This window comes from Pseudomonas sp. UTLPPB19802 (assembly GCF_059730225.1).
Map to the genome: position 1 here is coordinate 1 of NZ_AP048545.1, position 26,101 is coordinate 26,101.

Here is a 26,101-nt window from a genome sequence, read left to right on the forward strand (position 1 = left end):
CGGCCCGCCGAAAGCGGGCCGGTCACCCAACCGTTATGGTGATCCCGACCTTTGTAGTTCCACCAATCCCTGTGGCGAGGGAGCTTGCCCCCGCTCGGCTGCGAAGCAGCCGTAAAATCAGAGTGCTCGGCCTATCTGATACACCGAGTTCTCCGGATTTCGGGCCGCTTCGCAGCCCAACGGGGGCAAGCCCCCTCGCCACAAATGCCCGCTCGCCACAGGAACTGCGACCGCCTCCAGTTCGTCTTTTCCACGCGCAAGGCCAATGATATGCCCACTGCCCTTTATCGCCTGATCCTCACCGCACTGCTGGTGTTGCCAATGGCCGCCCACGCCAGCGATGCCAGCGACTTCATCGCGGCCAACCCGACACAACAGGCCAGGCTGCTGGAAAGCTGGGCCGCCCAGCCGGACCCGGCGCGCATCGAACTGATCGCCAGCCTGCAACAGGGCGAGATCAGCGTCGACGGCGCACCTGCCCAACCGGTCCGCCTGAACAACCGCCTGCGCGGCCTGATCGACACCGCCGTCGCCGCCCAGCAACTGCTCGCCGCCGACGCCAAGGTGCGCCTCGCCGCCGCCCTCCAACTGCAGAAGAGCGCCAAACCGGCACAGCTCCCCTTCCTCGACCGGCAGTTGGCCGGGGAAACCAACCCCGACGTGCATGTGGCCCTGAGCCTGGCGCTGGCCAACCTGCAACTGGTCGACCCCGATCCGGGGGTACGCCTGGCCGCCGTGCGCCTGCTCGGTGAGAGCGGCGATCCACTGGCCCGCACGCGTCTCGAAGACCTGCTGCAGCCCGGCGTCGAAACCGATGCCGGCGTACACACCGCCGCCGAAACCAGCCTGGCCCAGGTCAAGCGCAAGCTGATGATTGGCGAACTGCTTGGCCAGGCCTTCAGTGGCCTGTCCCTGGGCTCGATCCTGCTGCTGGCGGCGCTGGGACTGGCGATCACCTTCGGCCTGCTCGGAGTGATCAACATGGCCCACGGCGAGATGCTGATGATCGGCGCCTACGCCACGTATGGCGTACAACTGCTGTTCCAGCGCCTCATGCCCCAGGCCATCGACTACTACCCGCTGGTAGCGCTGCCGGTGGCGTTCTTCGTCACCGCGGCCATCGGCATGGCACTGGAGCGCACGGTGATCCGCCACCTCTACGGGCGGCCGCTGGAAACCCTGCTCGCCACCTGGGGCATCAGCCTGATGCTGATCCAACTGATACGCCTGCTGTTCGGCGCGCAGAACGTCGAGGTCGCCAACCCGGCCTGGCTGTCCGGCGGCATCCAGGTGCTGCCCAACCTCGTGCTGCCCTACAGCCGCCTGGTGATCATCGCTTTCGCGCTGTTCGTGGTGGCTCTGACCTGGCTGCTGTTGAACAAGACCCGCCTCGGCCTGAACGTGCGTGCCGTCACCCAGAACCGCAACATGGCCGCCTGCTGTGGCGTGCCCACCGGCCGCGTGGACATGCTTGCCTTCGGCCTCGGTTCGGGGATCGCCGGGCTCGGTGGCGTGGCCCTGAGCCAGATCGGCAACGTCGGCCCCGACCTCGGCCAAAGCTACATCATCGACTCGTTCCTGGTAGTGGTACTCGGCGGCGTCGGCCAACTGGCCGGCAGCGTCACGGCCGCGTTCGGCCTGGGGATCGCCAACAAGATCCTCGAACCGCAGATCGGCGCGGTACTGGGCAAGATCCTGATCCTCGCGCTGATCATTCTGTTTATCCAGAAACGTCCGCAAGGGCTCTTCGCACTGAAAGGACGGGTGATCGACTGATGAACCAGCCCCTGCTGTTGAGCGCTACACAAAAGGCCGGGCCACGCCTGACCCTCGCCGTCGGCGGCCTGCTGCTGATCCTGTTGCTGGCCCTGCCGCTGCTGTCGCTGTTGCCCGCGCAGAACCCGCTGCAGGTGTCGGCCTATACCCTGACCCTGGTGGGCAAGATCCTCTGCTACGCCATCGTCGCCCTGGCCCTCGACCTGGTCTGGGGCTACGCCGGGCTGCTGTCTCTCGGGCACGGCCTGTTCTTCGCCCTGGGCGGCTACGCCATGGGCATGTACCTGATGCGCGAAGCGTCCGGCGACCAGTTGCCGGCGTTCATGACCTTCCTGTCCTGGAGCGAGTTGCCGTGGTATTGGGCCGGCACCGACCACTTCCTCTGGGCCCTGTGCCTGGTGGTGCTGGCGCCGGGGCTGCTGGCGCTGGTGTTCGGTTTCTTCGCCTTCCGCTCGCGGATCAAGGGCGTGTACTTCTCGATCATGACCCAGGCCCTGACCTTCGCCGCGATGCTGCTGTTCTTTCGCAACGAGACCGGCTTCGGCGGCAACAACGGTTTCACCAATTTCCGCAGCATCCTCGGCTTCGGCATCACCGAACCGGGCACCCGTGCCGTACTGTTCCTGGCCACCGTGCTGCTGTTGCTGGCCAGCCTGTACAGCGGCTGGCGGCTCGCGCGCAGCAAGTTCGGCCGGGTGCTGACCGCGCTGCGCGACGCGGAGAACCGACTGATGTTCTGCGGCTACGACCCACGTGGCTTCAAGCTGTTCGTCTGGGTCCTGAGCGCGGTGCTGTGCGGCCTCGCCGGGGCGCTGTACGTGCCGCAGGTGGGGATCATCAACCCCAGCGAGATGTCGCCGACCAACTCCATCGAGGCCGCCGTCTGGGTCGCCCTCGGCGGCCGTGGCACGCTCATCGGCCCGCTGCTCGGCGCGGGCGTGGTCAACGGCATGAAGAGCTGGTTCACCGTGGCGTTCCCGGAATACTGGCTGTTCTTCCTCGGGGCGCTGTTCATCGTCGTCACCCTGTACCTGCCCAAGGGCGTGATCGGCCTGCTGAAGAAAAGGGGCGAAGCATGAGAATCACAGCGAACGCCGAGTTCATGCTCGAGCCCACCGCACTCGATGCCGGCACCGGCCGCGAGGCGATCGGCCTCGGCCAGGCCGCCGGCAAGGGCCTCAATACCCGCCACGGGACCATCCTGACCCTGGAAGACATCAGCGTCAGCTTCGACGGCTTCAAGGCACTGAACGACCTCAACCTGTACATCGGTGTCGGCGAGTTGCGCTGCATCATCGGCCCCAACGGTGCCGGCAAGACCACCCTGATGGACGTGATCACCGGCAAGACCCGGCCCGGCCAGGGCAAGGCCTGGTTTGGCGAAACCCTGGACCTGACGCAGATGAGCGAGGTGCAGATCGCCCAGGCCGGCATCGGCCGCAAGTTCCAGAAGCCCACGGTATTCGAAGCCCTGAGCGTGTTCGAGAACCTGGAACTGGCGCAGAAGACCGACAAGTCGGTCTGGGCCAGCCTGCGTGCACGCCTGAGCGGCGAGCAAAAAGACGGCATTGCCCAGGTCCTGGAAACCATTCGCCTGACGGCCTCGGTCAATCGCCCGGCCGGCCTGCTGTCCCACGGCCAGAAGCAGTTTCTCGAGATCGGCATGCTGCTGATGCAGGACCCGCAGTTGCTGCTACTCGACGAACCGGTGGCGGGCATGACCGATGCCGAGACCGAGTTCACCGCCGAGCTGTTCAAGAGCCTGGCCGGCAAGCATTCGCTGATGGTGGTGGAGCACGACATGGGTTTCGTCGGCGCGATTGCCGACCACGTCACCGTGTTGCACCAGGGCAGCGTACTGGCCGAAGGCTCGCTGGAACAGGTGCAGGAAAACGAGCGAGTGATCGAGGTCTACCTCGGCCGCTGACACGACATGCCCCAGCAGGAGCCGGGCTTGCCCGCGAATGGGCCCTTGAGGCCGCTGAAAAGCTTCGCGGGCAAGCCACGCTCCTACAGGGGCGGTGTCGAACACCACAGAGTTAGGAACACTGACCATGCTGCAAGTCGACAAGCTGCACCAATACTACGGCGGTAGCCACATCCTGCGCGGCCTGTCGTTCGATGTGAAGGTCGGTGAAATCACCTGCCTGCTCGGGCGCAACGGCGTCGGCAAGACCACCCTGCTCAAATGCCTGATGGGCCTGCTGCCGACCCGCGAAGGCAGCATCAACTGGGAAGGCAGCGCCATCACCGGCTTCAAGCCGCACCAGCGGGTACACGCCGGCATCGCCTACGTGCCCCAGGGCCGGGAGATCTTCGGCCGGCTGACGGTGGAGGAAAACCTGCTGATGGGCCTGTCGCGCTTTCCCGCCTCCCAGGCACGGGAAGTCCCGGCGTTCATCTACGAACTGTTTCCGGTGCTGCTACAGATGAAACATCGGCGCGGCGGCGATCTCTCCGGTGGCCAACAACAACAGTTGGCGATCGGCCGGGCCCTGGCCAGCCGCCCGCGGCTGCTGATCCTCGATGAGCCCACCGAGGGCATCCAGCCGTCGGTCATCAAGGAGATCGGCGCGGTGATCCGCAAACTGGCGGCCCGTGGCGACATGGCGATCCTGCTGGTGGAACAGTTCTACGACTTCGCCGCCGAACTGGCCGACCAGTACCTGGTGATGTCGCGGGGCGAGATCGTCCAGCAGGGCCGTGGCGAAAATATGGAAACCGAGGGTGTACGCGGGTTGGTTACGATCTAACCTGTAGCGTCCGGACAATAAACGATCATCATGACTGCATCTGCCACCAACGCCCTGTTCACGCCCAGCTGGCACGCCGATCTGGAGCTGGCTTACGCCCGTTTCGGCGACACCACGCGACCGATCCGGCGCCGTCATCTCGGCCCGCTGCGGGTGCAGAAGCACCTGTATGCCGAAGGCCCGGAAGTCTGCCAACACATCATCGTCCATCCGCCTGGCGGCATCGCCGGCGGCGACCGGCTGGACATCAGCGCCAGCGTCGAACGCGAGGCCTGGGCGCAACTGACCAGCCCCGGCGCGGCCAAGTGGTATCGCGCCAGTGGCCCCGCCCACCAGAGCCTGCGGCTCAAGGTCGGCGCGGGTGCCACCCTGGAATGGCTGCCCCAGGAAACCATCGTGTTCAGCGCGGCCCAGGCCGAACTCGACACCCTGGTCGAACTGGAGGGCGACGCCCGGCTGTTCTACTGGGACATGGTCGCCCTCGGCCGCCCGGCCAGCGGCGAACGCTTCGACCTCGGGCACTTCCAGTCCCACCTGGATATCCGCCGCGACGGCAAGCCGCTCTGGCACGAACGCCAGCGTATCCTCGGCAACGACGGCCTGCTGGACTCGCCGATCGGGCTCGACGGCCAGCCGGTGTTCGCCACCTTGCTGGTCACGGGCGAAATCGACAGCGAGTTACTCGAACATTGCCGCAATCTGCCAACGCCGGTACGCGGCGACCTCAGCCAGCTCCCCGGCCTGCTCGTGGCCCGCTGCCTGGCCAGCCAGGCACTGCATGCCCGGGCCTGGTTGATCGAGCTGTGGCGGCTGCTACGCCCGGCGCTGCTGGGCCGCGAAGCGGTGCCACCGAGGATCTGGAACACATGACTTTTCTTGACGCCTTGCGTTTTTCAACTGCCTGCCAACGGATCTGTGAAACATGGACCTGACTCCCCGCGAAAAAGACAAACTGCTGATTTTCACCGCCGGCCTGGTTGCCGAACGGCGCCTGGCCCGTGGGGTGAAACTCAATTATCCGGAAGCCATGGCCTATATCTCGGCGGCGCTGCTCGAAGGTGCCCGCGACGGCCAGACCGTAGCCGAGCTGATGCACTACGGCACGACGCTGCTCAGCCGCGACCAGGTGATGGAGGGCATCCCGGAGATGATTCCGGAGATCCAGGTCGAAGCGACCTTCCCCGACGGTACCAAGCTGGTCACCGTCCACCAACCGATTGCCTGAGGTCGTCCATGTCCTACGTTATCCGCGACGCCCTGCATGCCGACTTGCCGGCCATTCGCGACATCTACAACGACGCGGTGCTCAACACCACGGCGATCTGGAACGAGCAACCGGTGGACCTGGGCAACCGCCAGGCCTGGTTCAGCGCCCGGCAGTCCCAGGGCTATCCGATCCTGGTGATCGTCGACAGCGACGACAATGTGCTCGGCTACGCGTCCTTTGGCGACTGGCGGCCTTTCGAGGGCTTCCGCCACACCGTCGAACATTCGGTGTACGTGCGCAACGACCAGCGCGGCAACGGCCTCGGGCCCAGGCTTATGACGGCGCTGATCGAACGCGCACGGGATGGCGGCAAGCACATCATGGTCGCCGCCATCGAAAGCGGTAACAGCGCCTCCATTCGCCTGCATGAGCGCCAGGGCTTCGTCACCACCGGGCAGATGCCCCAGGTGGGCGTGAAGTTCGGTCGCTGGCTGGACCTGACCTTCATGCAACTGTGCCTGAATCCGGGCGCCCTGCCGCCCACCATCACCGAGGAGTAAGCCGATGAACGCCCAGTTGCGTCGCGTCACCCCCGAAAGCTTTGCGCATTACCGCCAGGGCCTGGTCGAGCTGTTGCTCGATGCTGTGGCACACGGGGCTTCCGTGGGTTTCATGGAGGATCTCGACGCACGCCAGGCGCGTGACTACTTCGACGGTGTACAGGCAGCCCTGGGCAACGGCGACCTGTTGCTTTGGGTGGTGGTACGCGACGAGGGAGTGCTGGCCAGCGTGCAACTGCAGTTGTGCCAGAAGCCCAACGGCCTGAACCGTGCCGAAGTGCAGAAGCTGTTGGTGCTCGGCGAAGCGCGCCGCCATGGCCTTGGCCAGCAGTTGATGCAGGCCGTGGAGCAGGCGGCCCGCGAACACCGGCGCGGCCTGTTGTACCTCGACACCCAGGCCGGCTCCGACGCCGAAGCCTTCTACCGCGCCCTCGACTACACCAAGGTGGGCGAACTGCCGGACTACTGCACCACACCGGACGGCCAATATTATCCGACCGCCATCTACTTCAAGACCCTGGGACGACCCGAATGATTCCTGGTGAATATCAGATCCAGCCTGGCGAGATCGAGCTCAATGCCGGTCGCCGCACCATCAGCCTGAGCGTGGCCAACAGCGGCGATCGACCGATCCAGGTCGGCTCGCACTACCACTTTTTCGAAACCAACGACGCCCTGAGCTTCTACCGCGCCGCCAGCCGCGGCATGCGCCTGAACATTCCGGCCGGCACCGCGGTGCGCTTCGAGCCGGGGCAGAGCCGTGACGTGGAATTGGTGGAACTGGCCGGCTTGCGTCGGGTGTTCGGTTTTGCCGGCAGGGTGATGGGCAGCCTGGACAAGGAACCGACATGAAGATTTCCCGACAAGCCTATGCCGACATGTTCGGCCCCACCGTTGGCGACAAGGTGCGCCTGGCGGACACCGAGCTGTGGATCGAAGTGGAGAAGGACTTCACCACCTACGGCGAGGAAGTGAAGTTCGGCGGCGGCAAGGTGATCCGCGACGGTATGGGCCAGGGCCAATTGCTGGCCGCCGAAGTGGTCGACACCCTGATCACCAACGCCCTGATCATCGACCACTGGGGCATCGTCAAGGCCGACGTCGGCCTCAAGGACGGGCGCATCGCGGCCATCGGCAAGGCCGGCAACCCGGATATCCAGCCCGACGTGACCATCGCCATCGGCGCCAGCACCGAAGTGATCGCCGGCGAGGGCATGATCCTCACTGCCGGCGGGATCGACACCCATATCCACTTCATCTGCCCGCAGCAGATCGAAGAAGCGCTGATGAGCGGCGTCACCACCATGATCGGCGGCGGCACCGGGCCGGCCACCGGCACCAACGCCACCACCTGCACCTCCGGGCCCTGGCACCTGGCGCGCATGCTCCAGGCCGCCGATGCCTTCCCGATGAACATCGGCCTGACCGGCAAGGGCAACGCCAGCCTGCCGGAGCCGCTGATCGAACAGGTCAGGGCCGGCGCCATCGGCCTCAAGCTCCACGAAGACTGGGGCACCACCCCGGCGTCGATCGACAATTGCCTGGGCGTGGCCGACCAGTACGACGTGCAGGTGGCGATCCACACCGACACCCTCAATGAATCCGGTTTCGTCGAAACCACCCTGGGCGCGTTCAAGGGCCGGACCATCCACACCTACCACACCGAGGGTGCGGGCGGCGGCCATGCGCCGGACATCATCAAGGCCTGCGGCTTCGCCAACGTCCTGCCGAGTTCGACCAACCCGACCCGGCCGTTCACCCGCAACACCATCGACGAACACCTGGACATGCTGATGGTCTGCCATCACCTCGACCCGAGCATCGCCGAGGACGTGGCCTTCGCCGAGAGCCGCATCCGACGCGAGACCATCGCCGCCGAGGACATTCTCCACGACCTCGGTGCGTTCTCGATGATCAGCTCCGACAGCCAGGCCATGGGCCGCGTCGGCGAAGTGATCACCCGCACCTGGCAGACCGCCGACAAGATGAAAAGGCAGCGCGGGCCGCTGCCGGGCGACGGCGATGGCAATAGCAACTTCCGGGTCAAACGCTACATCGCCAAGTACACCATCAACCCGGCGATCACCCATGGCATCAGCCATGAGGTCGGCTCCATCGAAGTGGGCAAGTGGGCCGACCTGGTGCTCTGGCGCCCGGCCTTCTTCGGCGTCAAGCCGACGCTGATCCTCAAGGGCGGGGCGATTGCCGCCAGCCTGATGGGCGACGCCAACGCCTCGATCCCGACCCCGCAGCCGGTGCACTACCGGCCGATGTTCGCCAGTTTCGGCGGCTCACGGCATGCCACCAGCCTGACCTTCATCAGCCAGGCGGCACTGGAGGCGGGGTTGCCCGAGCTGCTCGGCTTGAAAAAGCGGATTGCCGTGGTCAAGGGTTGTCGCGACGTGCAGAAAACCGACCTGATCCACAACGACTACCTGCCGCAGATCGAGGTCGACCCGCAGACCTACCAGGTCAAGGCCGACGGCGTATTGCTGTGGTGCGAACCGGCGGAGGTGCTGCCGATGGCGCAGCGTTACTTCCTCTTCTGACAGCCCCGAAGGGAGTCCAGGCGGCCTCTTCCGGATGCCTGGCTCCTGACCTTGTGGGAGCCGGCTTGCTGGCGATAGCGGTTCAACCGTCGACTCTTCATTGCCTGACACGACGAAATCGCCAGCAAGCTGGCTCCCACGAGGGCGGACGCTCAATCGTGGACGAAACGCTGCAACCGCTGGCGCAGCATCCGGTTCTCCGCGCGCAACTGCCGGACTTCACCCAGCAACTCCAGCGCCAGGGCCACGCCCTGCCATTCCAGCTCCAGATCATCGTGCAGCTTCACTGCACGCCGGGCAATCGTCAGTTCGTGGTCGAGAAAGCGCCAGGCGTCCGGTGAGCGGCCCTGAGGTTCGAGGATGCCGTGTTCGACGATTTCGATCACACAGGCGACCGGCAGGTCGGACGCCTCGCAGAAAGCTTGCATGTCCAGTTGAACGCTCAGGGCAGGACTCATGATCAGCTACTCCATTGTTCTCTCGGGTCGAATGCGGCCTTCTTCGCCAGCTCCTGCCACAACGCCTTCACCGCGTCGTCGCTGTGCCTGGGCATGACCGCCTTGAGTTGCACGAACAGATAACCGCGTTCGCCGGCCTTGTTCAACAGGCCGTGGCCCTTGGCGCGCATGCGCTGGCCGTTCTGGCTGCCGGCCGGGACCTTGAGGTTGATCTTGCCGGTCAGGGTCGGCACCGCCACTTCGGTACCCAGCGCCAGTTCCCACGGCGCCAGCGGCAACGTGATGATCAGGTTCTCCCCTTCGACATCGAATTTTGGGTGGGGTGCGAAACGAACCGTCAGGTACAGGTCGCCATTGGCCCCGCCACCGGCGCCCGGCGCGCCCTGGCCCTTGAGGCGGATGCGTTCGCCATCGGTCACCCCGGCCGGAATCTTCACGTTCAGGCTCTTGCTGGTGTTGCTCACATGCTGGCCGGCCGCGTTGTATTGCGGCACCTGGAAGGTGACCTTCTTCGACTCGTTCGACAAGCTCTCTTCCAGGAAGATCGGTAATTCCATTTCCACGTCTTTTCCTCGCCGGCCGGCGCTGCGACCCGATTGACCGCCACCAAATCCGGCGCCGCGCGAGCCGAAGATAGAACTGAAGAAATCCGAAAAATCACCGCCGCCGCCGCCAAACCCGGCGTTGCCGCCACGGCCCTGCCAGCCCGGAGGCCCCTGGAACGGCTGGCCATGCTGGCCGTATTTGCGCAATTCGTCGTATTCGGCGCGCTTGTCGGCGCTCTTCAGCGCCTCATAGGCCTCCGAGGCGTCCTTGAACTTGGCCTCGGCGTCCTTTTCCTTGCTGACATCCGGGTGGTACTTGCGCGCCAGCTTGCGGTAAGCGGCCTTGATGGCCTTGTCATCCGCCGTAGGCTCGACACCCAGGATCTTGTAGTAGTCTTTGAAGTCCATCTAGGGATCACCCTGCATTATCGATATCGCGCCGCTCGGCAGGCCTTTCGCGATCTCAAGGCTGTGACTGGGCGGGGCGTCAGAAGTTTATCGGCCGTGTCGGCGATTTCTTGTCATCGCCGATACACAACATGAACCGGTGACAACAAGTTTGGGGGTGTTGGCGCACCTTTCAAGTCACTCAGGCACGATTCAACGGATAACCGGCCTTCGATTCCGCGCTCGACTGGCATACACTGCGCGGCCGTTTTTTCACCGGAACTCGAAAGACATGAAAGACGCCTCTGCGGCCCGTGCCTGCGGCATCGACTTCGGCACGTCCAACTCCACCGTCGGCTGGCTGCGCCCCGGCGTGGAAACGCTGATCGCACTGGAGGACGACAAGATCACCCTGCCTTCGGTGGTCTTCTTCAATATCGAGGAACGCCGCCCGGTCTATGGCCGGCTGGCCCTGCACGAGTATCTGGAAGGCTACGAAGGCCGTCTGATGCGCTCGCTCAAGAGCCTGCTGGGCTCCAAGCTGATCAAGCACGACACCAGCGTGCTGGGCACCGCCCTGCCGTTCAAGGACCTGCTGGGCATGTTCATCGGCCAATTGAAGGGCCGCCTGGAAGCGACCGCCGGTCGCGAGTTCGAACAGGTCGTGCTCGGGCGTCCGGTGTTCTTTGTCGATGACGACCCCGTCGCCGACAAGGAAGCCGAAGACACCCTGGTGGAAGTGGCGAAGAAAATCGGCTTCAAGGACGTGTCCTTCCAGTATGAACCGATCGCCGCGGCCTTCGACTATGAGTCGACCATCGAGCGCGAGGAACTGGTACTGATCGTCGACATCGGCGGGGGTACCTCGGACTTCTCGCTGGTGCGCCTGTCGCCGGAGCGCCGTGGCCTGGATGATCGCCACGAGGACATCCTCGCCACCGGCGGCGTGCACGTCGGCGGTACCGACTTCGACAAGCAGTTGAGCCTGCAGGGCGTGATGCCGCTGTTCGGCTATGGCAGTCGGATGAAGAGCGGCGCCTACATGCCCACCAGCCACCACATGAATCTGGCGACCTGGCACACCATCAACTCGGTGTACTCGCAGAAATCCCAACTGGCCCTGGGCAGCATGCGCTATGACATCGAGGACACCGTCGGCATCGACCGCCTGTTCAAGCTGATCGAGCAACGCGCCGGGCACTGGCTGGCGATGGAGGTCGAAGAGACCAAGATCCAGTTGACCCACGCCGAGAACCGCCATGTGCCACTGGATCGCATCGAGGCGGGCCTGAGCGTGGACCTGAGCCGGGCGCTGTTCGAGTCGTCGATCGACAACCTGCTGGAGCGGATCCGCCAGAGCGTCACCCAATTGCTGGGCGATGCCGGCGTGGGCGTCGAACAGGTCGACACGGTGTTCTTCACCGGTGGTTCGAGCGGCATTCCGGCCCTGCGCCAGAGCGTCGCGGCGATGCTGCCCAAGGCGCAGCACGTGGAAGGGAACATCTTCGGCAGCATCGGCAGCGGCCTGGCGATCGACGCGCAGAAGCGCTACGGCTGATCCAAGGTGAAGACGAACACCTACACCTTGTAGGAGCAGGGCTTGCCCGCGAAGCTTTTGGCGACCTTGAAAGCGCCCTCGCGGGCAAGCCAGGTCGCCGCACTGGCGCCTGTAAATACCCGCGCCCGCAGAACGGGCAAGTCAATTCATCCGCGCGATCAGACCAGCTCCGCCAGCCTCAGCTCGCTCTTGAGGTACGCATAGTAGATCGGTCCTGCCACCACCCCCGGCAGGCCGAACGCCGCCTCGAACACCAGCATCGCCATCAGCAGCTCCCACGACTTGGCGCTGATCTGCCCGCCGACGATCCGCGCGTTGAGGAAATACTCCAGCTTGTGGATGAAGATCAGGTAGCCCAGCGCGGCTACCGCAACCCAGATCGACAACGACAGGGCGACGATGGTGATCAGCGTGTTGGACAGCAGGTTGCCGATGACCGGTAGCAGGCCGAGCAGGAAGGTCAGTACGATCAGGGTCTTGGTCAGCGGCAGCTTGATCCCGCACAGCGGCAGGATCACCGCGAGGAACACCCCGGTGAACGCGGTATTGAGCGCCGAGATCTTGATCTGCGCGAAGACGATATTGCGAAACGCCTGCACCAGCAGCCGCAGCCGATCGAACAGCGCCGCCGCCAGGGGTTTGCGCTGACTGGCATCGGACACATGCTGCAAGGCGACGATCGCCCCCAGCACCATGCCGATCAGCAGGGTCACGAACATGTGCGCCGCGTCCTTGCCGACCAGTTGCAGCTCGCTGAGATGGCGCTTGAGCCACTCACCGATGGCCACCTGGAATTCCGCCGCGCTGGCTGGCAGGTAGGCATCGATGAACGGTGGCAACTGCCCACGGGCCTTGTCCACCACCCCCATGAACTTGCCCAGGGAGGCACCGGGATTTTCCGCCTCGTGCAGCAGGAAGCTGATGGCTCCGGCGAAAATCAGCGCCAGCACGCTGACGATCAGGGTACCCAGCAGCACCACCGCCAGCCAGCGCGCGCGTCGCCCCGCAATCAGGTGCTCGAGCTTGGGCGTGAGCATGTTCACCAGTTCGAAAACCAGCAGGCCGGCCAACAGGCTCGGCAACAGCCGCAGCGGCAACACCATCAGCAGGCTACCACAGACGATGATCAAACTGGCCAAGACTACATAACGCTGGGAAAACGCCGACATACAGCCTCAAAACTAAACAGTGCCAAAGGATGGGCAGTCTGCCAGCGTTCCGGTGACAGAACTAGGGGGACGTGGAAGCAACGACATGCACGGATACAAAGTCTTCCGCCCCCCGGATACGCTCGACAGACGAAGACCTCCCACCACCACCGTAGAGGTCTTGTCGGCCAGGATCACTTCTTCAGGCAGGTGCTCATGAACGTCTTGCGCTCGTCGCCCTTGAGCGCCTTGGCGGTGGCGTCGGCGTTGCAGGTCTTCATCTTGTCCTGCTGGGTGACGGGTTTGGCGGCTTTCAGGCAGGTGCTCATGAAGGCCTTGCGTTCATCACCCTTGAGGGTCTTGGTGGTGGCTTCGGCGTTGCAGGTTTTCATCTTGTCCTGCTGGGCCTGTTGGGCAGCGGTGGCGGCAAAGCCCTGGGAACACAGCAACAGGCCTGCCAGCAACAACGGGATACGCAGCATGTTCATGGAGTTTTCTCCTGGTTGCCGCGCCGATGGGCGCGGCTACCCAAGCAGTGTAGACAAACCCCGTTACACCTCCAGCGCCCGACCTCGCCACCTCAGGGCATCCGGGACTGCCGTCGGTACTGCTCAGGGGTACAACCAGCCTGGCGCTGGAACATCGCGATGAACGCCGAGGCGCTGCTGTAGCCCATGTCGAAGGCGATCTCCTGGACGCTGCGAGTACCCTCCAGCGCCTGGATCGAGCAGACGAAGCGCAGGCGCTGGCGCCACTCACCAAAGCTCACCCCCAGCTCGCGGACGAACAGACGGGCCAGGGTCCGTTCGCTGACATGCAGGCTTGCCGCCCACTGCGCCAGCGAGCGGTTGTCCGCCGGGTCGTCCTGCAGTCCCTCAAGGACGCTGAGCAGCCCAGGGTCGTCGGAGTATGGCAGGTAGCTGCTGTGGACCTTGGCCAGGTGCAGTTGGTCCACCAGGACCTGGGCCAGGCGGATATCGGCCGGGTCACTGGGGATCTTCACATCACGCCGGGCGAAATCGCCGAGGATCGCCTTGAGGATGTCGCTGATGGCCAGGGTACTCGCCTCCTCGGGCATGCCACGACAGTGCTCCTCGGCGACATAGACCGAGCGATAGACGATCGCCTGGGTGTTGTAGGCGCTGTGTTCGGTGCCGGGCGGAATCCACAGGGCATAGCGGGAAGGCGACATGAAACGCCGCCCGGCCACCTCGTAGTGGATGACTCCATGGGACACGTAGTCCAATGAACCCCAGCGGTGACTATGGAGCGCCGCATGGCTGCCAGGACCGAATTCGGCATAGCGAAAATAGACCGGCGCCGGCAGATCGGGGAAAGACGGAATCTCGATGGGGATCTTGCGCATGCTGTCCGGATTCCGACGCTGATTGACCGGATCGAAGTATAAGCTTTGATCCGGACAACCGGATAATTCCCTTCACCCTGTCACTCCGGTTGGAACCCCATGCAATACGCGTTTCCCCTGCTCGCCATCTTCATCTGGGCTGGCAACACCGTCGTCAACAAAATGGCCGTCGGCGCGATCTTCCCGGCCGAAATCGGCTTTTACCGCTGGCTGCTGGCGGCCCTGCTGTTCAGCCCCTTCCTGCTGCGCCCGGTGATCGCCAACCGCGCGGCAATCCGCCCGCACCTGGGCAAGATCGTCACCCTCGGCGTGCTCGGCATGGTCGCTTACCAGAGCCTGGCCTACTACGCCGCGACCCTGACCACGGCGACCAACATGGGCATCATCCTGTCGCTGATGCCACTGATGTCCCTGGCCCTGGCAATCGTCAGCCTCGGCCAGCGGCTCACCGCCGGCGCACTGTCCGGCGCGGTGCTGTCGTTCATCGGGGTGCTGGTGGTGGTATCGGCGGGCAACCTGGCCACGCTGCTGACCCATGGCCTGAACCTGGGCGACGCGATGATGCTTGGCGCAACCCTGGCCTACGCGGTCTACAGCACCCTGCTGAAAAAGTGGCAGTTGCGCCTGCCGCCGTTGCAGTTGCTGTACCTGCAGATAGTGGTGGCGGTGGTGGTGCTGTTCCCGCTGTACCTGTTGTCACCGAAGGTCGGGCCGAACCTGCACAACGCCGGCCTGGTGCTGTATGCCTGCCTGCTGGCATCGATGCTCGCGCCATTGGTGTGGATGAAGGCGGTGGCCAGGCTGGGTCCGAGCCGCACGGTGCTGTTCTTCAACCTGCTGCCGATCCTCACCGCGCTGATCGCCGCCATGGTCCTGCGCGAGCAACTGGCGCTGTACCATCTGCTCGGCGGTGCCATGACGCTGGGCGGGGTGATTTTGTCCGAACGCTGGACCACCCCGCTGCGCAAGCCGGCTACAGCCCCGCAGCCTTGAGCCGGCGAGCATGCTCGACGAACAGGCGAATCGGCTCGGCGCCCTTGCCCACCAGACCGATGGACTGGTTGACGATATCCAGGTGATCCAGGGGATAGTCATCACCGATGACCGTCCCCAGGTGCGAGCTGTAGCGGCCGACCAGGCCATCGCACTGGCCGGCCTCGCGAATGAAGGTCTTGGCGAACAGCTGGCAACTGCGGTGGGTGCCGTCGAACAGGTTGCGTCCGCGATCGGTGATGCCCGGCTGCAGGGTCCCTGACCAGGAGTAATAGCGCACGCCATCGACCAGTTCGGCGCCCTGCCCGCCCCAACTGTCCGGAAGCCCCTGGGGATACTGCCGGTTGAACAGGGCGACGCCGTCGCTGGTCAGCGAATGATGCGAAGCGGCCAGGTCCATCGGCAGCGCCGGCCCGCGGTAACCGGTTTCCAGCCAGCCCATGAGCCGCGCGACGGCACAGAGTACAAAGGTGAGCAGGCGTCCGCGGGCACTCGTGGGCGGATAATGACGCTGGAAATGATCGGCCAGTTCCGAGCCATGGTTGGGCCCGGCCACTGATGTCACCGATGCCACCCATTCCGGCTGCCGCGCCGCCGCATAACGAGCCGTCAGCGCCCCCTGGCTGTGACCGATCAGGTTGACCTTCTGCGCGCCGGTCTCGCGGCGGATCTGTTCGATCCGCGCCAACAGTTGCTCGCCACGCACTTCGCTGGAGTGCAGCGGCGAAACCCGGACCGGAAAGACGACTGCGCCGCCTGCGCGCAACGCCGGGGTAATGCCATACCAGTAGGGAAACCACAGCAGCCGGACAAAACCGAGCATTCCCGGCACCAGCACCAACGGATAACGCGTGGCGAGTTCTTGCGACATCAATGACCGTCCATGACAGGGTATGAGTAAAGCCTAGGCGCTGTACGAAAGCATCGACATTGAAGATGACAACACGGCGACATGCCCTGTTCTGCCGCCTCGCGGTAACAATCGGATAAAACTTTTCGGCTCTCGCACCACTCACACCCTGGGTAGCGATCTCGCCAACAGAGCGAGACGCCCTAACCGGATCAGTCAGGAGATCGAGATGAGCGACATGCATTTGTCCGATGTAACCACCCTGCGCGAGCGCGCGCGCAAGAACGTCGAGAACGGCGCGGTCACCGAAGGCTATGGAGCCGACCGCAGCGAGATCCTGCGCCTGCTCAACGAGTCGCTGGCCACCGAGCTGGTCTGCACCCTGCGCTACAAGCGTCATCACTTCATGGCCAACGGCCTGAAGGCCAGTGTTGCCGCCGATGAATTCCTCGAACACGCCAATCAGGAAATGGCCCACGCCGACCGGCTGGCCGAGCGCATCGTGCAGTTGGGCGGTGAGCCGGAGTTCAACCCGGACCTGCTGTCCCAGCACTCCCACGCCCAGTACGTGGCCGGCAAGACACTTAAGGAAATGGTCTACGAGGACCTGGTGGCAGAGCGGATCGCGGTGGACAGCTACCGTGAGATCATCCAGTTCATCGGCGACCAGGATCCGACCACCCGACGGATCTTCGAGGATATCCTCGCCCAAGAGGAAGAACATGCCGATGACATGGCGGATATCCTGAAGGATCTGTAAGCCCTGGTCGGCTCTTGTAGGAGCGTGGCTTGCCCGCGAATAGGCCCTCAAGGCCGCTAAAAGCTTCGCGGGCAAGCCCTGCTCCTACAGGAAACCTGTGCAACCCTCGCTACAAAATCAGTTCCTCACCGTCCGCGGCGCCTTGCCCGACTTCATCTGTTCCAGCAAAGGCGCGCACTGGTTCGGCACATCACCACCCGGCGCCACCAACGCGAGCAATCCAGTCGCCGGTCCCGCGATCACCCCCAGCGCCACCATCCCAGCCCCGCGCAGCAGCAGCGGCACCGCCTGCACGCCGGCATCGGGCTTGATGAATTTGCCCCGCACATACAGCGGCGAGCGCAGGGACAACAGGCGGAAGCCCTTGGATTCGGGGCTGATCTTCAGGTCCAACTGCTCGCTGGCGAAGTTGGCCGTACCATCGATGTAGATGATGGCGTTCTCGGTATCGAAGACGAACAGGCGGGTGGTCGCCAGGCCGCTCTTGATGCCGAGGTCGGCCGCCGCGCAATTGATCTTCACTTCCTTGTCGCCAAAGATCTTGCCTACCACATAGTTACCGACGTTAAGCCCGGCGATTTCCATCAGGCCCCGGCTGACGGCGCCATCATTGACCAACATCTTCAGGTCGCCATTGGAGGTGCCCAACAGGCGTGCCACCGAGTTGCCGGTACCGCTGATATCGGCATCGCCATTGAGTTCGCCAAAGCTGGTTTTCATCGGTTCGAAGGTCGGGAACAGTTGCTTGAGCTTGAAGTTGCGCGCCGTCAGCTTCGCCCGGCCCTGCATCGGCGTGGCCCGGCCGTTGAGGCGGATCTGCGCATCGAGCTTGCCGCCGGCCACGCCGAAACGCAGGGGCTCCAGGCTCAGCTCGCCATCGGTGAGCACCAGGTGGGTATAGAGATCGGTGAAGGGCAGTTCGGCACTGTGGACGATCCGCTTGCCGGTAAACTCCACATCGGCATCCATGTCGCGCCAGCGCTCAGTACGGAATTCCTCCACCGGCAGGACCTTGTCCGCCGGCTGCTTGCTTTCACCACCGCGGGCCTTCTGCTTGGCGTTGGAATCGGCGCCAATCAGCGGCCCGAGGTCGACCATCAGCAGTTGGTTGGAGACCAGCACGCCGCTGAGCTTCGGCCGCGGTTGGCCGGCGACATACGACAGGTCGCCATGGATGTCGCTGGTGCCGATCCTGCCGTTGAACTGCTCATACTTGAAGGTCGCCCCCGTCGGCTCATGCAACTTGGCAATCAGGTGGCCGTCGGTTTCGTAGGCGGGCGAGTCCGGCAGGGTCACGCCGGTCAACGGGTAGAGGTTGCCCAGGCTGTTGCCGGCCAGCTTCAGGCGCAGGTCCAGGGCGCCGAGGTTACGCGGATCGGTCAGGGTACCGGCGACGGCGATCCGGGTATCGGCGATCTTCACATCGGCCTGCACCGGGAAAGGCTTGCTTGCGTCCTGCAGCGCGAGCAGGCCACCGACCTTGCCGGTCCCGGCGAGATTCTGGCCGTGGTACTGGCCCTTGACCTTGAATGCGAACGCGTAGTCCTGCGGCGTTGAGCCTTTCTCCACCGCCTTCTTCGCGGCGCTGTCGCCCACGATATCGCTGTACGGAATCGGCTTGCCCAGCGGGTCGATCAGCAAGTCGAGCTGTGTCTTGAGACTCTTGTCGTCGAGGGTGACATGACCCTTGTCAAAACCGATGGCACCAATATCCACGCTCCAGGCGGACGGCGGCTCGTTCGGGTCCTTGGGATCGAGCTGGAACGTCCAGTTGGCCCGGCCATCGGCCAGGCGTTCGAGACTGGCGTTCGGCTCGGTCAGGTCGATTCGGGGGATCACCACCTGTTGGGCCAGCAACGGCAATGGGGCCAAGCGCAGCTCGACCCGCTTGAGGGTGACCATCTGCGGATTCTTCGACCAGTCCGGATTGCCCAGGGTCAGGTCCTCGGCGATCACATGGGGCCAGGGCAGCCAGGCACGCCAGCCACCTTCATCCGGTTCACGTTGCCAGCGCACCGCCAGGTTGCCGTTGATGGCAAAGGGCCGATGCAGGATTTCGGAAACCTTGGCATTGACCGGCGGCTTGATCCGGTTCCAATCGAAGAACGCGATGATCGCCACCAGCACCGCCAGCAGCAGGACCAGGCTGGCACCGGCCCAAAGGAAGATTTTTCGAGTGCGCGTCATTGCACGGGGCTCCTGATAGCGGCTGAACGTCCAAAAAGCGACGCGATATAGCCTTACGACTGACAAACCCCCGGCAAGGTTTAATGCAAAACGTCATCAACCGGAAAATCAAAGCGGGCCAAACCTGACCAATCCATCAGTTTTTCGTTCCAGGCCACGCCCCTTCGTGAAGCAGGACTGAGTAGAAAATACCCAACATGGAGCAAGGGTAACACCCCGAAAGGCCCGAGCTAGACACCTCGCCCCGAACAATCAATTCCGTTGATTATTAACATTGTCTTTATGAACTTTTATATCGATTTTGCAAGGCTAACAATAGCTTCGTACCCACTTTATCGCCCTCCCACGGAGCAACCAATCATGAAACGCCAATTACTTCTCAGCCTTACCCTTGCCGTCCTGACTGCCAACGCCTACGCCCTGCCAGCCCGCGAGCAAGCCGCACCGCAAGCTCAATCCAGCCACGCCACTGTCAGCCAGTCGCTGAACACCCTGGCTTCGGACGGTTCGGAGCACACGCCACAAGGTCAGACCCTGGCCTCCGACGGTAGCGAGCGTACTCCACAGGGCCAGATCCTTGCCGAAGGTGGCAGCGACCGCACTCCACTGGGTCAAACCCTGGCCGAAGGTGGCAGTGACCGCACCCCACTGGGTCAAACCCTGGCCGAAGGTGGCAGCGACCGCACTCCCCTGGGCCAGACCCTGGCAGAAGGTGGTAACGATCGCCTGAAAGAAAAAGGCCTGATCACCGAAGGCGGTGCCGATCGCCTGGCAGAACGTCATCAAGCTGTGAGCTGAGGCCATGATGGCCTGGAACGAAGCCCGGTCCCCTGGATCGGGCTTCGACATTTCAGGAACCCCGATTCTTCGCTGCGCCCCCTATTCCCACGTTCGACGCCGGCAAAGCTGATTTGCTAGAGTGCGCCGCTCCTGTCCCTAGAAAACGTCCCCTCGATGCTGCCCCGTGCCGAACAGAAACAACAGACTCGTCATGCCCTGATGGACGCAGCGCGCCATCTGATGGACGGTGGACGTGGCTTTGGCAGCCTCAGCCTGCGCGAGGTGGCAAAAACCGCCGGCATCGTGCCGACCGGCTTCTACCGGCATTTCGACGACATGGACCAACTAGGCCTGGCGCTCGTCAGCGAAGTGGGCCAGACCTTCCGGGAAACCATCCGCCTGGTCCGGCATAACGAGTTCGTCATGGGCGGAATTATCGATGCCTCGGTGCGAATCTTCCTGGACGTCGTGGCACAGAACCGCTCGCAGTTCCTGTTCCTCGCCCGCGAACAGTACGGCGGCTCCCTGCCCGTTCGCCAGGCCATCGCCCGCCTGCGCGAGAACATCAGTACGGACCTGGCCACGGACCTGTCCCTGATGCCCAAGCTGCAACACCTGGATTCCGAGGGCCTGGCCGTCATGGCCGACCTGATCGTCAAGAGCGTGTTCGCCACTCTGCCGGAAATCACCGACCCGCCGCTGGAACCGCTGCCCGAGTATCTGGCGCCGCAGGCGAAGATCACCCAGCAACTGCGCTTCATCTTCATCGGCCTGAAACACTGGCAAGGACTCGGCAGCACCGAGTGAGCTTTCTGCGCCGCACCACAAAGACGCAGGTCTCTCCGGCGCGCACCATCTTGAAACATTCAGAAACATCGCTACGCTCCTTTTTCAGGCGCGCAGCGCTTTCTGATAGGGATTTCCTAGGTTTCTTCCGATTGGCAAGCCCTTTGCTCTAGCCCAAGCATTGCTCATTGCTGGAAGTCTCAAGATGCTGGTGATTCATCGAAGAATCGACCCCCAGGCCGCCTGGACCGCCGAACTCCACCTGAACTTCGAGGCCCGCAGCAAAAGCCGCCTGCGCTGTTTCAGTGCCGACGGTGAAGACGTGGGATTGTTCCTCGAACGTGGTCAGCCTCCGCTGTACGACGGCGAGTTCCTGCAAGCCGAGGACGGCCGCATCGTTCGCGTCTGCGCCCGTCCCGAGCAACTGCTGCATGTCACCTGCGCCAACGCCTTCGAACTGACCCGCGCCGCCTATCACCTGGGCAATCGCCATGTCGCGCTACAGGTCGGCGACGGCTGGCTGCGACTGCTCGACGACTATGTGCTCAAGGCCATGCTCGAACAGCTCGGTGCCCACACCGAAACCATTGAGGCGCCGTTCCAACCGGAACACGGTGCCTATGGCGGTGGCCATCACCACTCCCGGCATGGCGACGAAGACTTCAATTACCCACCACGCCTGCACCAGTTCGGTGTGCGTACATGAATCCGGCCTGGGCGCTGCTGCGCCTGGCCAGCCCGCAACTGCCGATCGGTGGGTACAGCTACTCCCAGGGCCTGGAAATGGCCGTGGAGCAGGCCCGGGTGCATGACCCGGCCAGCGCCCGACGCTGGATCGGCGATCAACTGCTGCTCAACCTCGCCCGCTTCGAGGCGCCGCTGCTGCTGGCCCACTGCACCGCTGCGGCGCAGGGCGACTGGCAGCAGCTCGAGCAACTGGCCGAAGACCACCGCGCCAGCCGCGAAACCCGCGAGCTGTACCTGGAAAGCCGGCAGATGGGCTATTCCCTGCAACAACTGCTCGGCGGCCTTCCCGAACTCGATGAGGCAGCCAGGGACTTCCTCGCCCGCCACGACGAACCACACCTGGCCCTCGGCTGGGCGCTGGCCGCGCGCGCCTGGCACATCAACCCCCAGGATGCCCTGGCCGCCTGGCTCTGGAGCTGGTTGGAAAACCAGCTGGCGGTGCTGATGAAAACCCTGCCACTCGGCCAACAGGCCGCCCAGCGCCTGACCAGCGAACTGCTGCCGCTGTTGCAGCAGGCGCAACAGGCCGCCAGTGTCCAAGACCCGCAACACATCGGCAGCGCCGCCTTCGGCCTGTCCCTGGCGTGCATGGCCCATGAGCGCCAGTACAGCCGCCTGTTTCGTTCCTAGGAGAGCAAGATGAACGCACAACCCCTGCGTGTCGGTATCGGCGGCCCCGTCGGCTCCGGCAAGACCGCCCTGACCCTGGCCCTGTGCCTGGCCCTGCGCGAGCGCTACAACCTGGCGGTGGTCACCAACGATATCTATACCCGCGAGGACGCCGACTTCCTCGTGCGCAACCAGGCCCTGGCACCGGAGCGGATCATCGGCGTGGAAACCGGCGGCTGCCCGCACACCGCGATCCGCGAGGACGCCTCGATCAACCTGGAAGCGGTGGACCAGTTGAACCGGCGCTTCCCCGGCCTGGACCTGATCCTGGTGGAGTCGGGCGGCGACAATCTGTCGGCGACCTTCAGCCCGGAGCTTTCCGACCTGACCATCTACGTGATCGATGTCTCGGCCGGCGACAAGCTGCCGCGCAAGGGCGGCCCCGGCATCTGCAAGTCCGACCTGCTGGTGATCAACAAGATCGATCTCGCACCACTGGTGGGCGCCTCGCTGGAGATGATGGATGGCGACACCCGGCGGATGCGCGGCGACAAGCCGTTCGTGTTCAGCAACCAGAAAACCGGGCACGGCCTGGACGCCATCGTCGCCTTCATCGAACGCCAAGGCCTGCTGACCGCGGCCTGATCATTCAATAACCAGGATTTTACCCATGAACCTGAAGAAACTCCTTGGCGCCCTCACCCTGCTGCTGGCTCCAGCCATGGCCTTCGCCCACCCCGGACATGGCGACAGCGGCCTGGTCGCCGGTATCAGCCACCCCATCGGTGGCATCGACCACCTGCTGGCGATGCTCGCGGTCGGCCTGTGGGCCGCGCAGCAGCAGGGTACGGCACGCTGGGCCCTGCCCTGTACCTTCGTCGGCACCATGCTGATCGGCGGCCTGCTCGGTTTCGAGGGCCTGGAACTGCCGGCTCTGGAAAGTGGCATTGCCGCCTCGGTGCTGGCGCTGGGCCTGGCCGTGGCGCTGGCGGTACGGCCGCCGGTCAGCCTGGCGATAGCCGCGACGGCATTGTTTGCGCTGTTCCATGGTGTGGCCCATGGCCTGGAACTGCCGGAGATGTCCAGCCCCTGGGCGTATGCCGCAGGCTTCGTGCTGGCAACGGCGACCCTGCACGCCCTGGGTTATGCGCTGGTGCGGGTATTGCCACAGGCGGCAGCGCCACTGGTACGCCTCGCCGGAGCAGCTTCAGCCGCGACTGGGGTGTGGTTGCTGGCGGGTTGAGTTTCGTCGTGCCCTGACGGGCGCCTTCGCGGGCAAGCCCTGCTCCTACAGAATCTAGGTCGAACGCGGACCCGCGTCACACCATGCCCTGTAGGAGCAGGGCTTGCCCGCGAATGAAGCAACCCAATCGCCAGTTGCAAACAGACTTGTCCGCGCCACCCGACCGATCCAGCACAATCCACGTATCTGACATGACGACAAATCGCCTGCTACAATGTGGCGCAAACTCCTGTCCGACGACCCCTGCCGATGCCTGATGTTTCCAGCTCTGCCGCCACCCCCGAATTGAAGCGCCTGTTCGCCACCGTGCAACAGCACTTTCACCAGGTGATCGTGCCCCTTTGGCAAGGTCCCGGCTGGAATGCCGAGCTGGCATTGCCCTATGAAGCGCTGGACGCCGAACATCGGCCACTGCCGCCGCAACGCTATCGCGCCATGGCCTGCGCGAGGCAGCTGTACCTGTTCTCCAGCCTGATCGGAAACACGACCTTCCCCGACGCAGGCACCCGCGCCGCTGCGCTGTTCCGCTCGCTGCAGCGGCATTTCCATGATGCCGAGCACGGCGGCTGGTTCTACAGCATCGACGCCCACGGTGCGCCGCTGGACACGCGCAAGGACCTCTACACCCACGCATTCATCCTGTTCGCCTGCGCCCACTATTGGGCCAAGGTCCGTGAGCCGCTGGTGGAATCGGTACTCGATGCCGCGCTGGAAGTGATCGCCGTGCGTTTCGCCACCGGCGACGGGTTGTATGAAGCGAACCTGGAACGCGACTGGTCATCGCTGGGCAGCGGCCCCTTGCAGAACCCCCTCATGCACCTGGCCGAAGCCTTCCTCGCAACGCTTTCGGCACGCGAGGATGCTGCCGTGCAACGCGATCTGCTGGCTCTGGTCGCGGCCCTGCAAAAGCGCTTTGTCGACCGCCAGCACGGTGTGATGTTGGAAAAGCCGCTGGGCACTGTGGATAACTGGTTCGAGCCGGGTCATCAGTTCGAATGGCTGTTCCTGCTAGAGTCCTCGACCGTGCTCCGCGGCTGCGCGCTGCACCAGTCGCTGGAGCGGGGTTTCGAGTATGCCGAGCAGACCGGTGTCGATCCTCAAGGCGGAGCGGTCAGCGCGATGCTGGCCATCGATGGGAAGGTACAGGATGCGACCCAGCGGATCTGGGCCCAGGCCGAGTATCTGCGGGCATTGACCTTGCGTGTGGATAACTCGGTACGTCTGCAGCGCCAGCTCCAGGCCCTGCACACGCAGTTCATGCACAAGGGCGGCTGGAATGAATGCCTGGATGCGCGGGGCGTCGTCAGCCGCGCGGACATGCCATCGACCACGCCTTATCACCTGGCGACCTGCCTATACGGCCTGGCCGACTACCTGAGCTGCCCCACAGCTTGGTGATAAGCCGGCTCTCTTGATGAGCGGCCGCCTGTGCCGAGCAACCTTTGTGCCGAGCAGCCCTTGTGGCGAGCGGGCTTGCCCGCGCTGGGCCGTGAAACGGCCCCAAAAAACCTGCCACCGCAATCCTTCAGACACAACGAGCTCGCAGACTTCAGGGCTGCCATGCAGCCCAGCGCGGGCAAGCCCGCTCACCACACGGCGTGGCCGACTACCTGGACTAACCCGCAGCAGAGTGATGAGCCGGCTCTCTTGATGAGCGGCCCTGTGCCGAGCAACCTTTGTGCCGAGCAGCCCTTGTGGCGAGCGGGCTTGCCCGCGCTGGGCCGTGAAACGGCCCCGAAACCTGCCACCGCAATCCTTCAGACACAACGAGCCCGCCGACGTCACGGCTGCCACGCAGCCCAGCGCGGGCAAGCCCGCTCGCCACATTGAACGTCAGGTCTTGTTGCGCTCGATCGCGAACCCGGCCCAGGTCTGGCTCACTGGCATCAGTTCCAGGCTGTTGATGTTCACGTGCGCCGGCGTGTTCATCACCCAGAAGATAGTCTCGGCAATGTCCTGCGGCTGAATCGGCTCGGCACCGGCATAGGTCGCGTCGTAGCGCGCCTGGTCGCCGCCGAAGCGCACCAGCGAGAACTCGCTTTCACACAGGCCAGGCTCGATATTGCTGACCCGTACGCCGGTACCCTGCAGGTCGCAACGCAGGTTCAGCGAGAACTGTTTGACGAACGCCTTGCTCGCGCCATACACATGGCTGCCCGGATACGGGTAGTTACCGGCAATCGAACCGAGGTTGACGATGCTCGCACCACGCCCGTGGGCGATCAGCCGCGGCAACAACAGCCGGGTGCTGTACACCAGGCCCTTGATGTTGGTATCGATCATGGTGTCCCAGTCATCCAGATCGCACTTGGGCGCAGGATCGACTCCCAGGGCCAGCCCGGCATTGTTGATCAGCCCACGCAGCTTGGCGAAGCTCGGCGGCAGGTTGGCGATGGCAGTCTCCATGGCCTCGCGGTCACGCACGTCGAGCACCAGGCCATGCACTTCGGTCTGCTTGGAAAGCTCGGCGCAGAGGGCATTCAGACGCTCTTCGCGACGCCCGGTCAGCACCAGTTTCCAGCCGGCCTCGGCAAAACGACGGGCACAAGCCTCGCCAAAACCGGAAGTGGCGCCCGTGATAAACAGCGTGGATGTCATCGTGTTCTCCTTGCTCGGCTCGGTTACAGCCTGAAATAAAGTCCCAGCATGCCCGGCCCGACGGAGGCCAGCAACTGCGCGGCGCGTTTCAACAGCAGACTGTGCAAAAAACGATCAAATTTCTATAACCCAGGCAAACCGTGCCCTGGAGCCCGATGTGCGCACCTTATCCACAGCCCCTTCCACAATTTCCGGGGGCAACTCGAAAAGCGCCAGGCCGCTATCCACAAGGCCTGCAGCC

28 protein-coding genes are annotated in these 26,101 nt (G+C 64.0%); 20 read left to right on the forward strand and 8 right to left on the reverse strand.

The genetic code is table 11. The features are described 5' to 3' along the window. The first annotated feature begins 270 nt into the window (after positions 1-270). The 10 genes from urtB (at position 271) to ureC (ending at position 8,845) form a co-directional block, all read left to right on the forward strand. Complete coding sequence (gene urtB / locus AC6I6U_RS00005; RefSeq protein ID WP_497880055.1) at positions 271-1,776, forward strand: urea ABC transporter permease subunit UrtB; 1,506 nt, start codon at positions 271-273, stop codon at positions 1,774-1,776. Next, the gene (urtC, locus tag AC6I6U_RS00010) at positions 1,776-2,855 is read left to right on the forward strand and encodes an urea ABC transporter permease subunit UrtC (protein ID WP_497880056.1); all 1,080 of its coding nucleotides are present in this window, start codon (positions 1,776-1,778) and stop codon (positions 2,853-2,855) included. The genes urtB and urtC overlap by 1 nt, the downstream gene beginning before the upstream one ends. Beyond that, the gene (gene urtD, locus AC6I6U_RS00015) at positions 2,852-3,703 is read left to right on the forward strand and encodes an urea ABC transporter ATP-binding protein UrtD (protein WP_497880057.1); all 852 of its coding nucleotides are present in this window, start codon (positions 2,852-2,854) and stop codon (positions 3,701-3,703) included. The genes urtC and urtD overlap by 4 nt, the downstream gene beginning before the upstream one ends. A 127-nt stretch (positions 3,704-3,830) precedes the next feature. Then, on the forward strand, positions 3,831-4,529 hold the full coding sequence (gene urtE, locus AC6I6U_RS00020; RefSeq protein WP_497880058.1) for an urea ABC transporter ATP-binding subunit UrtE: 699 nt from the start codon (positions 3,831-3,833) through the stop codon (positions 4,527-4,529). A gap of 30 nt (positions 4,530-4,559) precedes the next feature. Beyond that, a complete protein-coding gene (locus AC6I6U_RS00025) occupies positions 4,560-5,399 on the forward strand; it encodes an urease accessory protein UreD (RefSeq protein ID WP_497880059.1) in 840 nt (279 codons plus the stop codon). A 52-nt stretch (positions 5,400-5,451) separates the two neighbouring features. Beyond that, positions 5,452-5,754, forward strand: coding sequence for an urease subunit gamma (gene ureA, locus AC6I6U_RS00030; RefSeq protein WP_117165508.1), 303 nt, complete (start codon positions 5,452-5,454; stop codon positions 5,752-5,754). An 8-nt stretch (positions 5,755-5,762) separates the two neighbouring features. Beyond that, a complete protein-coding gene (locus tag AC6I6U_RS00035) occupies positions 5,763-6,296 on the forward strand; it encodes a GNAT family N-acetyltransferase (protein WP_497880060.1) in 534 nt (177 codons plus the stop codon). Between the two features lie 4 nt (positions 6,297-6,300). Beyond that, the gene (locus AC6I6U_RS00040) at positions 6,301-6,831 is read left to right on the forward strand and encodes a GNAT family N-acetyltransferase (protein ID WP_497880061.1); all 531 of its coding nucleotides are present in this window, start codon (positions 6,301-6,303) and stop codon (positions 6,829-6,831) included. Further along, positions 6,828-7,148 (forward strand): urease subunit beta, encoded by a 321-nt coding sequence (locus AC6I6U_RS00045; RefSeq protein WP_497880062.1) that lies wholly within the window; start codon positions 6,828-6,830, stop codon positions 7,146-7,148. Before AC6I6U_RS00040 ends, AC6I6U_RS00045 begins: the two co-directional genes overlap by 4 nt. Further along, positions 7,145-8,845 (forward strand): urease subunit alpha, encoded by a 1,701-nt coding sequence (gene ureC, locus AC6I6U_RS00050; RefSeq protein ID WP_497880063.1) that lies wholly within the window; start codon positions 7,145-7,147, stop codon positions 8,843-8,845. The genes AC6I6U_RS00045 and ureC overlap by 4 nt, the downstream gene beginning before the upstream one ends. Positions 8,846-8,997: 152 nt before the next feature. On the opposite strand, the gene AC6I6U_RS00055 is transcribed toward ureC, so the two are convergent. Both AC6I6U_RS00055 and AC6I6U_RS00060 read right to left on the reverse strand, forming a co-directional pair. Next, the gene (locus tag AC6I6U_RS00055) at positions 8,998-9,303 is read right to left on the reverse strand and encodes a chaperone modulator CbpM (RefSeq protein ID WP_497880064.1); all 306 of its coding nucleotides are present in this window, start codon (positions 9,301-9,303) and stop codon (positions 8,998-9,000) included. 2 nt (positions 9,304-9,305) lie between these two features. Beyond that, positions 9,306-10,256 carry a DnaJ C-terminal domain-containing protein gene (locus AC6I6U_RS00060; RefSeq protein ID WP_497880065.1) on the reverse strand — a complete coding sequence of 317 codons (951 nt, stop codon included), beginning with the start codon at positions 10,254-10,256 and terminating at the stop codon, positions 9,306-9,308. A 271-nt stretch (positions 10,257-10,527) separates the two neighbouring features. Here AC6I6U_RS00060 and AC6I6U_RS00065 point away from each other — a divergent pair, with 271 nt between their 5' ends. Further along, positions 10,528-11,793 carry an Hsp70 family protein gene (locus tag AC6I6U_RS00065; protein ID WP_497880066.1) on the forward strand — a complete coding sequence of 422 codons (1,266 nt, stop codon included), beginning with the start codon at positions 10,528-10,530 and terminating at the stop codon, positions 11,791-11,793. 158 nt (positions 11,794-11,951) lie between these two features. Here the strand turns inward: AC6I6U_RS00065 and AC6I6U_RS00070 are convergent, their stop codons facing one another. From AC6I6U_RS00070 to AC6I6U_RS00080, 3 genes are all read right to left on the reverse strand, one after another. Continuing rightward, positions 11,952-12,962, reverse strand: coding sequence for an AI-2E family transporter (locus tag AC6I6U_RS00070; RefSeq protein WP_497880067.1), 1,011 nt, complete (start codon positions 12,960-12,962; stop codon positions 11,952-11,954). Between the two features lie 173 nt (positions 12,963-13,135). After that, a complete protein-coding gene (locus tag AC6I6U_RS00075; protein WP_497880068.1) occupies positions 13,136-13,429 on the reverse strand; it encodes a PsiF family protein in 294 nt (97 codons plus the stop codon). 92 nt (positions 13,430-13,521) lie between these two features. After that, entirely contained in the window at positions 13,522-14,307 is a 786-nt protein-coding gene (locus tag AC6I6U_RS00080; RefSeq protein ID WP_497880069.1) for an AraC family transcriptional regulator, read from the reverse strand. 99 nt (positions 14,308-14,406) lie between these two features. Here AC6I6U_RS00080 and AC6I6U_RS00085 point away from each other — a divergent pair, with 99 nt between their 5' ends. Then, entirely contained in the window at positions 14,407-15,300 is an 894-nt protein-coding gene (locus AC6I6U_RS00085; protein ID WP_497880070.1) for a DMT family transporter, read from the forward strand. Here the strand turns inward: AC6I6U_RS00085 and AC6I6U_RS00090 are convergent. Beyond that, the gene (locus AC6I6U_RS00090; RefSeq protein WP_497880071.1) at positions 15,281-16,171 is read right to left on the reverse strand and encodes an esterase/lipase family protein; all 891 of its coding nucleotides are present in this window, start codon (positions 16,169-16,171) and stop codon (positions 15,281-15,283) included. The genes AC6I6U_RS00085 and AC6I6U_RS00090 overlap by 20 nt on opposite strands. Positions 16,172-16,379: 208 nt before the next feature. Between AC6I6U_RS00090 and AC6I6U_RS00095 the strand changes: the two genes are divergently transcribed. Then, complete coding sequence (locus AC6I6U_RS00095; RefSeq protein WP_497880072.1) at positions 16,380-16,910, forward strand: ferritin-like domain-containing protein; 531 nt, start codon at positions 16,380-16,382, stop codon at positions 16,908-16,910. A gap of 117 nt (positions 16,911-17,027) precedes the next feature. Here the strand turns inward: AC6I6U_RS00095 and AC6I6U_RS00100 are convergent, their stop codons facing one another. Then, positions 17,028-19,097 carry an AsmA family protein gene (locus AC6I6U_RS00100; protein ID WP_497880073.1) on the reverse strand — a complete coding sequence of 690 codons (2,070 nt, stop codon included), beginning with the start codon at positions 19,095-19,097 and terminating at the stop codon, positions 17,028-17,030. 360 nt (positions 19,098-19,457) lie between these two features. Between AC6I6U_RS00100 and AC6I6U_RS00105 the strand changes: the two genes are divergently transcribed. The 7 genes from AC6I6U_RS00105 to AC6I6U_RS00135 all read left to right on the forward strand — a co-directional run bounded on the left by AC6I6U_RS00105 (position 19,458) and on the right by AC6I6U_RS00135 (position 24,660). Continuing rightward, positions 19,458-19,895 carry a hypothetical protein gene (locus AC6I6U_RS00105; RefSeq protein ID WP_497880074.1) on the forward strand — a complete coding sequence of 146 codons (438 nt, stop codon included), beginning with the start codon at positions 19,458-19,460 and terminating at the stop codon, positions 19,893-19,895. 156 nt (positions 19,896-20,051) lie between these two features. Continuing rightward, a complete protein-coding gene (locus tag AC6I6U_RS00110; protein ID WP_497880075.1) occupies positions 20,052-20,684 on the forward strand; it encodes a TetR family transcriptional regulator in 633 nt (210 codons plus the stop codon). A 184-nt stretch (positions 20,685-20,868) separates the two neighbouring features. Next, positions 20,869-21,369: an urease accessory protein UreE gene (ureE, locus tag AC6I6U_RS00115; protein ID WP_497880076.1), complete on the forward strand. Its 501-nt coding sequence runs from the start codon at positions 20,869-20,871 to the stop codon at positions 21,367-21,369. Further along, the gene (locus AC6I6U_RS00120) at positions 21,366-22,040 is read left to right on the forward strand and encodes an urease accessory protein UreF (protein ID WP_497880077.1); all 675 of its coding nucleotides are present in this window, start codon (positions 21,366-21,368) and stop codon (positions 22,038-22,040) included. The genes ureE and AC6I6U_RS00120 overlap by 4 nt, the downstream gene beginning before the upstream one ends. A 9-nt stretch (positions 22,041-22,049) precedes the next feature. Then, positions 22,050-22,664 carry an urease accessory protein UreG gene (gene ureG / locus AC6I6U_RS00125; protein ID WP_497880078.1) on the forward strand — a complete coding sequence of 205 codons (615 nt, stop codon included), beginning with the start codon at positions 22,050-22,052 and terminating at the stop codon, positions 22,662-22,664. Between the two features lie 25 nt (positions 22,665-22,689). Then, on the forward strand, positions 22,690-23,262 hold the full coding sequence (locus AC6I6U_RS00130) for a HupE/UreJ family protein (protein WP_497880079.1): 573 nt from the start codon (positions 22,690-22,692) through the stop codon (positions 23,260-23,262). Between the two features lie 249 nt (positions 23,263-23,511). Further along, a complete protein-coding gene (locus AC6I6U_RS00135) occupies positions 23,512-24,660 on the forward strand; it encodes an AGE family epimerase/isomerase (RefSeq protein ID WP_497880080.1) in 1,149 nt (382 codons plus the stop codon). A 435-nt stretch (positions 24,661-25,095) separates the two neighbouring features. On the opposite strand, the gene AC6I6U_RS00140 is transcribed toward AC6I6U_RS00135, so the two are convergent. Further along, a complete protein-coding gene (locus tag AC6I6U_RS00140) occupies positions 25,096-25,860 on the reverse strand; it encodes an SDR family oxidoreductase (protein ID WP_497880081.1) in 765 nt (254 codons plus the stop codon). Positions 25,861-26,101: the final 241 nt, after the last annotated feature.